The following is an 8,321-nucleotide window of genomic DNA, read 5'->3' as shown; positions in this document are numbered from 1 at the left end:
TACACTGCGCAGCGCCGCCGTGCGGGGCGCCCTGGCGGGCGAGGGCGGCGAGCGCCTGCAGGTCACCCGCGAAGACCTGCATCGCCAGGTGCGTAGCGGCCGTGGCGCCAACCTGATCGTCTTCGTGGTCGATGCCTCCGGCTCCATGGCCGCGCAGCGGCGCATGGAAGCGGTCAAGGGTGCCGTGCTGGCACTGCTGACGGACGCCTACCAGCGTCGCGACCAACTGGCCGTGATCGGTTTTCGTGGTGAACAGGCGCAACTGCTGCTGGCGCCGACCCGCAGTGCCGACCTGGCCGAGCAGGGCCTGCGCGAACTGCCCACCGGCGGACGCACGCCACTGCCGCACGCGCTGCAACTGGCGGCGCAATTGCTGCAGCAGAGCAGCCAGGCCAGCGATGAGCTGCCGCCGCTGCTGGTGATCCTGTCCGACGGCAAGGCGAATGTGAGCTTGCCCGGCAGCCAGGGCGACGCCTGGACGCAGACCCTGGAAGCGGCCGCCAACCTGGCCGCGCAAGCCATACCGGCGCTGGTGCTCGATACCGAATCGGGCTACCTGCGCCTGGGCCGTGCGGCCCAACTGGCCGAGGCGCTGGGTGCGCCCTGCCTGACCCTGGAACAATTGACCGGCGACGCCCTGGCGTTGACCGTGCGCGCCCAACTGGGCAAGCGCTGAAAGGAAATAACATGATCATCTGCATCGGCGCCGGCCCCGGCGACCACTCCTATCTCACCCTGCGCGGCGCCGAATTGATCCGCAACGCCGACGTGGTGGCCGGCTTCAACGCCGTGGTGGACGTGGTCAAGGAACTGATCCCCGCCAGCGCCCAGGTGGTGCTCATGGGCTACCGCGACCAGGTCGCCAAGCTCGACGAAGTGGCGGCCCTGCACCACGCCGGCAAGCGCTGCGTGGTGGTCTTCATGGGCGACATCCACTTCAGCGGCTTCCAGTACCTGGAACGCGTGGAACGCGCCTGCGGCCACCGGGTGGAAACCCTGCCCGGCATTTCCTCGGCCCAGATCCTGGCCTCCCGCGCCCGCGTCTGCTTTGACGAGACCACCTTCATCACCTTCCACCGCCGTGGCGACCTGGAGCCCTTCAAGCGCCATCTGGTGCATGTCCTCAATGACGGTCGCAATGCCATCGTCATCCCTTGCCCCTGGGATGCGGCGCGTTCCTTCATGCCGCGCCACATTGCCAGCTATCTCCTGCAGCAGGGCGTCAGTCCCGATCACCCCACCGAGGTCTGGGAAAACCTGACCCGGGGCGACGCCGAATGGCACGGCAAGCTGGCCGATTGCGTCGATGTCGAATTCAGCGACATGAGCATCATGCTCATCCGCACCCTGGCCCCCATGGCCAGCCAGATCGAACCGCCGCCGACAGCTGCGGCGGTAGGAGCAGCGGCAGGAGGAGCGGCATGAGGGAGCTCACCCCGCAGCGGACCAGGTCGGCGGTCGTCATCGCCGGCCACGGCAGCCGCGATCCCGATTCCCTGCGCGAATTCGAGGCGCTGGTGGAACTGGTGCGCCAGCGCGCCCAGGGGCCCATCGTGCGCCACGGCTACCTGGAATTCGCCGCCCCCACCATTGCCGAGGCGGCCGCCGCCTGCGTGGCCGAGGGGGCCACCGAGGTGGCCGTGGTGCCCGGCGTGCTGCTGGGTGCGCGCCATGCCAAGAACGACATGCCGGCCGAACTGCTGGCCCTGGCACGGGATTACCCGCAGGTGGATTTCCACTTCGGCGCGCCGATGGACCTGCATCCGCTGCTGCTGAAACTGGTGCAGCAACGGGTGGTGGAGGCCGAGGCCACCTCCGAGGAAATCATCCACCGCCAGGACAGTTGCCTGGTGCTGGTCGGCCGTGGCACCACGGACCCCGACGCCAATGGCGAGATCGCCAAGCTGGCCCGCATGGTGCAGGAAGGCATGGGCTTCGGCGGCGTCAAGGTCTGCTTTTCGGGTACGGCCACGCCGCTGGTGCGCGAAGGCCTGTCGCTGGCCGCTGGCCAGGGCTGGCAGCGCCTGGTAGTGCTGCCGTTCTTCCTCTTCGATGGCGTGCTGGTCAAGCGCATCTATGCCGCCGCCGATGAACAGGCCGCGCGCGAGCCCGGCGTGGAAGTGCTCAAGGCCGCCTACCTGGGCGTGCATGCCCATGTCGCCGATGTCATGCTGGAGCGCGCCCGCGAGGCTGTCGAAGGTCGCGCCGCGATGAACTGCACCCTGTGCAAGTACCGCGTGCAGATCGTCGGTTTCGAGCAGCAGGTCGGCGAGCCGCAGCGCGCCCATCATCTGCAGGTGCGTGATCTGACTGCCCGCGCCCAGTCGGTGGCGATACCGGCGCGCACCGCGCCCTATGTGCCGCATCCCATCGAGGCCGAGAGCATGGAGATCATCCAGGCCGGGCGCGACTGGAGCAGCTTCCCGCCGGACCACCTGACCGTGCTGCAGCGGCTGGTGCATACCAGCGGTGACTTCGCCGTGGCCGATGAAATCTATTTCTCGGCCGGTGCCGCCCAGGCCGGCATGAAAGCCTTACTGCGCTGCAAGCGCGTGGTCACCGATGTGACCATGGTGCAGACCGGCTTGAAGCGCGCCGTGCTGGAACAGCTGGGCGTGGAGACCTGGTGCGGCGTGCATGATCCGGAGTCACACCTGATGGCCCAGAACCTGGGCATGACCCGCTCGGCGGCCGGCATCCGGCGCGCCTGGCAGAAGTTCGGCAACGATATCGTGCTGGCCATCGGCGACGCGCCCACCGCCATCACCGAAGCCGTGCGCCTGATCCGCGAACATGGCTGGCGCCCGCAACTGGTGATCGGCCTGCCGGTCGGCTTTGTCGGCACCCGCGAGAGCAAGGACGAGCTGCGCCGCTGCCTGCAGGTGCCGCGCATCACCAACAGCGGCACCCGGGGCGGCTCTCCCTGGGCTGCCAGCGTGGTCAATGCCCTGATGATCGACGCCATCGCCTGGCTGGTGCAGCAGGAAGCGCAAGCCGAAGGCGTGCAGTGATGGAGCACCCGGGCGACCTGCAACGCGCCGAATACGACCTGGCCGTGCTCGCGCCCAATGGTCTGCGGCGTGGTCGCAGCACCGGCAGTTGCGCCACGGCGGCGGTACGCGCCGCGCTCTATCGCCTGCTGGGCGGCGTGACGCTGCAACAGACCGACGTCAGCCTGCCCGATGGCCGGCATTACCTGTGCGTGCCGATCAAGGCGGTGCGCATGGTGGAAGAGGGCATGGCCGAAGCCGAAGTCCTCAAGGACGGCGGCGACGATCCCGACAACACCCATGGCGCCACCATCGTCGCCCAGGTGCGGCGCAATGCGCTCGGCGAAGTCCGCTTCTTCGCCGGCGAAGGCGTAGGCACGGCCACCATGCCCGGCCTGCGCGTGGCCGTTGGCGAGCCCGCTATCAACCCGGTGCCGCGTGCCATGATGCGCGCTGCCGTCGCCGAGGTATGGGGGGAACTGCAACCCGGCCAGGCCGACGCGCCCGGCTTCGACCTGCACATCGGCTGTCGCGAAGGCCGGGCCATCGCGCCCAAGACCTTCAACCCCAAGTTGGGCATCGTGGGCGGCATCTCGATTTTGGGGACTTCGGGCATCGTCGAACCGATGTCGATGGCCTCCTGGATCGCCTCCATCGAGGTCTATATCCGCGTGGCGCTGGCGGCCTGCACGCCAGGTGACGATGAGGGGGATGCCGTGGCCTACCTGCCGGGCAAGATCGGTCGCGTCTTCGTGGCGCAGACCCTGGGCCTGCCCGACAAGCGCAGCGTGCAGATCGCCAATTTCCTCGGTGATGCGCTGGACTTCACGCAGCAGGCCCTGAGCGAAGAGGGCCGCAGGCTGCCGCTGCTGTGGCTGGCCGGCCATCCGGGCAAGCTGGCCAAGGTGTTGGATGGCGTGTGGGACACCCACTCCAGCAAGAGCAACATGGCCATGCAGGGCGTAGCCCGCGTGGCGCAAGACATGAACGCGGCAGGCGCGGGTGAGCTGTTCTCCCCCGCGCTGTTGCAGCAGATGAAGGAAGCCAATACGGTGGAAGCAATCATAGAGCTGGTCCGCCAGCAGGATGCCGCGCTCTCGCGCCGCCTCTGGAGCGGGATCGAGACCCGCATCGCCGCGCTGGCGCAGGCCCGCGTACCGGCGGTCTCGCGCATCGAAGTGCGTTTGTTCGACCTCGACGGCCGTCACCTGGGAGCACTGGCATGACGGATCCCAAGACCGGCCGCCTGACCGGCATCGGCGTCGGCCCCGGCCCGGCTGGCTACCTGCCGCTGGCGGCGCTGGCCGCATTGCGCAGCGCCGACCTGATCTACATCCCCCGGGCACGTGGCGCCGACCTGTCGGTCGCCCTGCAATGCCTGGAGGGCGTGGAGTTCGACCGCAGCCGCCTGCGCGAGATCGAGTTCAACATGGACCCCGACCGCCAGGTCCTGCAAGAACACTACGCCCAACTGGGCCAGCAACTGGCGGCGCAACTGCGCGCCGGCCAGCAACTGGTGTACCTCACCATCGGCGATGCCCTGACCTACTCGACCTATGGCTATGTGCTGGCGGCCGTGCGCGACCTCTATCCGCAATGTGACTGTGTCACCTTGCCCGGCATCACCAGTTACGCGGCCGCTGCCGCGGCGCTGGAATGGCCGCTGGGCGTGGGCAAGGAGCGCACCCTGATCCTGCCCTGCCCGGAAGACGCCGCCACCCTGCGTGCCGAGATCGAGAGCCACGACATCGTCGTGCTGATGAAGGTCGGCGCGCGCCTGCCGTGGGTCCTGGACCTGCTGCGTGAAATGGACATCGCCCGACACTGCGGCTTTGCCCGCCGCATCGGCCTGGAAGGCGAGGTACTGGCCAGCGACCTGAGTACGCTCGATGCGGCCGAGGCCAGCGGCTACCTGGCCGTGCTGCTGATCCGCAAGACCGTGCAGGCGCAGCGCCATCGCCCGCCCGCATCATTGAAAGGAAGTGCATGAAAGTCTATTTCGTCGGCGCCGGCCCCGGTGCGGCCGACCTCATCACCCTGCGCGGTGCGCGCCTGCTGGGCCAGGTGCAGATGGTGCTGTATGCCGGCTCGCTGGTGCCCACCGCCTTGCTGGAGCATTGCCGCGCCGATGCCGAGATCATCGACACCGCCGCGCTGGATCTGGAACAGCAACAGGCCTGCTATGAACGCGCCCGGGAGCAGGGCATCGACGTCGTGCGCCTGCACTCCGGCGACCCCGCCATCTATGGCGCCACCGCCGAACAGATGCGCCGCCTCGACGCGCTGGGCATCGCCTACGAGGTGGTGCCGGGCGTGTCCTCCTTCACGGCAGCCGCCGCTGCGGTCTCGGCCGAGCTGACCAAGCCCGAGGTATCGCAGAGCGTGATCCTGACCCGCGTCTCTGGCCGCGCGTCGGCCGTGCCGGAATCCGAATCGATCGCCTCCCTGGCCGCGCATCGCGCCACGATGTGCATCTTCCTCTCCGGCCCGCACCTGAAGAAGATCGTCACCGACCTGCTGCTGCACTATCCGCCCGAGACCCCGGTGACCCTGGTCTATCGCGCCACCTGGCCCGAGCAGCGTGTCTACCAGGGGCAACTGGATCGCGTGCTGGAAGAGAACAAGCGCGGTGAATGGAACCTGACCACCATGATGCTGGTGGGCGCGGCGCTGGACAAGGCGCAGGTGGCCGAGTCCAGCCTCTATTCCAAGGACTTCACGCATCTGTTCCGCGTGGTGAAGAAGAACAAGGACGCCGCATGAACCCGCCGGTCGCCCTGCCTGAACTCGGCCTGTGGCCAGTGCGCGTCGAAGCCGCGCCGCTGGCCATGTACCTGCAGGACAGGCTGGGCGGCCCGTCGGGTCAGCTGCGCCAGTCCTGCCAGTTGTACCAGCCCTGGCTCAATAGCGAGGCAGGCACGTCGCAGTCGCAGCGCCAGCAGTTCGCGCTGGCCTATCGCCGCCATCGCCAATGGATCATGATCGGCGCCACCGGCATCGCCGTGCGTTTCCTCGACGGCCTGCCGCAGGACAAGCACAGCGACCCGGCCGTGGTGGTGGTGGATGAAGCGGCCCGCTTCGCCATCTCGCTGCTGGCTGGTCACGAGGGTGGGGCCAACAGCCTGGCCTTTCGGGTGGCGCAGGTGACGGGCGCGCAGCCGGTCGTGACCACCGCCACCGAAGCCGTCAAGCCGCTGGTGCTGGGCATAGGCTGCCGCAAGCTGGCCTCGGTCGAACAGATCGGCGCGGCCGTCGCGCAGGCGCTGCAGCAATGCCCCGGCGCCACACTGGCCCAGGTGCGCGAAGTCGCCACCATCGACCTCAAGGCCGAGGAACCCGGCCTGCTGGCCTTCTGCGCCACCCATGGCTTGCCGCTGCGGGTGATCGCCCGCGAGCAGATCGCCCAGCGCGCCTGGGTGGGCAAGCCCTCGGAGTGGGTGCGGCAGAACATCGGCGTGGACGGCGTATGCGAACCGGCGGCGCTCATCGCCAGCCCGCGTGGCCGCCTGCTGCTGGGCAAGACGGCGCTGGATGGGGTGACGGTGGCCATCGTGGATGATGGCGAGGGGTGGCGCAGTTTCATTGAAAATTTGCATGACCCAGCTTAGGGATGAATTCAATACCGTTCGGACTGAGTAGGCCCTGCAGGGCCGTATCGAAGGCGCGTCTTCGATACTCGGCTTCGCCGCGACTCAGTCCGAACGGGCATGAGAAATAACGGGCATGAGAAGTTTTGGTAGTCGTCGCTCAATTTTTAGCAGGAAAACAGGATGGAAGCAGTCAAGAAAAAAGGCGTATTGAACCTGGTCTCGGTCGGCCCCGGTTTCGAAGAGATGATCATCCCGCGTGCCATCGAGGCCTTGCGCGAGAGCGAGGTCATCGTCGCCTACGAGTTGTACCTGCGCTGGATCGCCGCGCACATCGAGGGCAAGGAAATCCACACCCCGCCACTGACGCAGGAGCGCGAGCGCGCCCTGCTGGCCATCGAACAGGCCCGCGCCGGGCGCCGGGTGGCGCTCATCTCCAGCGGCGACATCGGCATCTACGCCATGGCGGCGTTGGCCTTCGACGACATGCGCGAGGACGATACCTTTGAAGTCAACGTCATCCCCGGCGTGACCTCTGCCAATGCCTGCGCATCGCTCCTGGGCTCGCCGTTGTCGCACGACTTCGCCACGCTGTCGCTGTCCAACCTGCTATGCCCGTGGTCATGGATCGAACAGCGCGCCAGCCATATCGCCCAGGCCGACCTGGCCTGCGTGCTCTACAACGTGCAGAGCGCCGGCCGACAGGAGGGCGTCTATCGCATCCTGCAACTGATGCTGCAGCACAAGGCCCCGCATACCCTGTGCGGCGTGGTGCGCAATGCCTACCGCCCGGGCCAGCAGGTCTCCATCCATCGCCTGGATGAATTGCCGGGCCTGCAGTTCGACATGCTGACCTCGATCGTCATCGGCAACCGCTTCACCCAGCGCAAGCGCGACTGGATTTTCACCCCGCGTGGCTACAACGACTGGAGCGAAGAATCGCAAGCCCAGGCGGCCACCCAGTTGCCGCCGCAGGCGGTGTGGGTGTTCGCCGGCACCAGCGACGGCAATGCGCTGGCCGCCGAGCTGGCCGGGCAGGGCCGCAGTGTCGTGGTCTCCACCGCCACCGACTATGGCGGCCAGCTGGCGCGCGGCGATTGCCCGGGCGTGTTCGTCTGGTCCGGCCGCCAGGGCGTGGAGGCGCGCCGCCAGGCCCTGCGCGACAGCCAGGCCCGGGTGCTGGTCGATGCCACCCATCCCTTTGCGGTGCAGATGTCGCAGCAACTGATGTCGCTGGCGCAGGAGCTGGGCATTCCCTACCTGCGCTATGAGCGCCCCAGCGAGATCGCCGCCGATGATCCCAATGCCTGCAACGACATGCAGGAGGCCGCCGCCCGAGCCATTGCCATGGGGCGCCGCATCTTCCTGGCCACCGGCTCCAAGGACCTGGCGACCTTCCTGCAGGCCAGCGGCGCGCAGGAGCGCCAATGGTTCGCCCGTGTCACGGCCGATCCCGACTTCCTGCGTCGCGCCCTGGAACTGGGCCTGCCGCGTGCGCAGCTGTGCGCCATGCAGGGGCCGTTCTCGCAGGCCTTCAACGAAGCACTGTGGCGCGACTGGGGTATCGATTGCGTGGTCACCAAGGACTCCGGCGAGGCCGGCGGCTACCGGGCCAAGGTCGAGGCAGCGCGCGCCCTGGGCATCCCGCTGCTGACGGTGCGCCGTCCACGCCTGGACTACCCGCAGGTCACCCATGATTTCGCTGAAGTCCATGCCCGCCTGGCGGCACTGGCGGGAGCCTGAC

8 protein-coding genes are annotated in these 8,321 nt (G+C 68.0%); all 8 read left to right on the top strand.

The window, feature by feature from the left end; all coding sequences use genetic code 11:
• On the top strand, nt 1-676 hold a 676-nt coding region (locus tag HFRIS_RS19030; RefSeq protein ID WP_006713061.1), incomplete at its 5' end, for a vWA domain-containing protein.
• On the top strand, nt 604-1,425 hold the full coding sequence (locus HFRIS_RS19025) for a cobalt-precorrin-7 (C(5))-methyltransferase (protein WP_338033759.1): 822 nt from the start codon (nt 604-606) through the stop codon (nt 1,423-1,425). The genes HFRIS_RS19030 and HFRIS_RS19025, both read left to right, overlap by 73 nt.
• Nucleotides 1,422-3,011 carry a precorrin-8X methylmutase gene (locus HFRIS_RS19020; RefSeq protein ID WP_006713056.1) on the top strand — a complete coding sequence of 530 codons (1,590 nt, stop codon included), beginning with the start codon at nt 1,422-1,424 and terminating at the stop codon, nt 3,009-3,011. The genes HFRIS_RS19025 and HFRIS_RS19020 overlap by 4 nt, the downstream gene beginning before the upstream one ends.
• Nucleotides 3,011-4,216, top strand: a complete 1,206-nt coding sequence (gene cbiD, locus HFRIS_RS19015) for a cobalt-precorrin-5B (C(1))-methyltransferase CbiD (protein ID WP_006713054.1) — start codon at nt 3,011-3,013, stop codon at nt 4,214-4,216. Before HFRIS_RS19020 ends, cbiD begins: the two co-directional genes overlap by 1 nt.
• Nucleotides 4,213-4,980 carry a precorrin-2 C(20)-methyltransferase gene (gene cobI, locus HFRIS_RS19010; protein WP_006713053.1) on the top strand — a complete coding sequence of 256 codons (768 nt, stop codon included), beginning with the start codon at nt 4,213-4,215 and terminating at the stop codon, nt 4,978-4,980. Before cbiD ends, cobI begins: the two co-directional genes overlap by 4 nt.
• Nucleotides 4,977-5,753, top strand: coding sequence for a precorrin-4 C(11)-methyltransferase (gene cobM, locus HFRIS_RS19005; protein WP_006713051.1), 777 nt, complete (start codon nt 4,977-4,979; stop codon nt 5,751-5,753). The genes cobI and cobM overlap by 4 nt, the downstream gene beginning before the upstream one ends.
• Complete coding sequence (locus HFRIS_RS19000) at nt 5,750-6,598, top strand: cobalamin biosynthesis protein (RefSeq protein WP_006713048.1); 849 nt, start codon at nt 5,750-5,752, stop codon at nt 6,596-6,598. The genes cobM and HFRIS_RS19000 overlap by 4 nt, the downstream gene beginning before the upstream one ends.
• A gap of 162 nt (nt 6,599-6,760) precedes the next feature.
• On the top strand, nt 6,761-8,320 hold the full coding sequence (cobJ, locus tag HFRIS_RS18995; RefSeq protein WP_006713046.1) for a precorrin-3B C(17)-methyltransferase: 1,560 nt from the start codon (nt 6,761-6,763) through the stop codon (nt 8,318-8,320).
• Nucleotide 8,321 lies beyond the last annotated feature (1 nt).

This window comes from Herbaspirillum frisingense GSF30 (assembly GCF_000300975.2).
Lineage (GTDB): Bacteria > Pseudomonadota > Gammaproteobacteria > Burkholderiales > Burkholderiaceae_D > Herbaspirillum > Herbaspirillum frisingense.
This window is presented reverse-complemented; position numbering and strand designations above follow the sequence as displayed.

Bases quoted from the DNA above. Each gene is read 5' to 3' on its own strand.
- HFRIS_RS19020 (WP_006713056.1), top strand. From the start codon at position 1,422: ATGAGGGAGCTCACCCCGCAGCGGACCAGGTCGGCGGTCGTCATCGCC.
- HFRIS_RS19000 (WP_006713048.1), top strand. From the start codon at position 5,750: ATGAACCCGCCGGTCGCCCTGCCTGAACTCGGCCTGTGGCCAGTGCGC.
- cobI (WP_006713053.1), top strand. From the start codon at position 4,213: ATGACGGATCCCAAGACCGGCCGCCTGACCGGCATCGGCGTCGGCCCC.
- cobM (WP_006713051.1), top strand. From the start codon at position 4,977: ATGAAAGTCTATTTCGTCGGCGCCGGCCCCGGTGCGGCCGACCTCATC.
- cbiD (WP_006713054.1), top strand. From the start codon at position 3,011: ATGGAGCACCCGGGCGACCTGCAACGCGCCGAATACGACCTGGCCGTG.
- cobJ (WP_006713046.1), top strand. From the start codon at position 6,761: ATGGAAGCAGTCAAGAAAAAAGGCGTATTGAACCTGGTCTCGGTCGGC.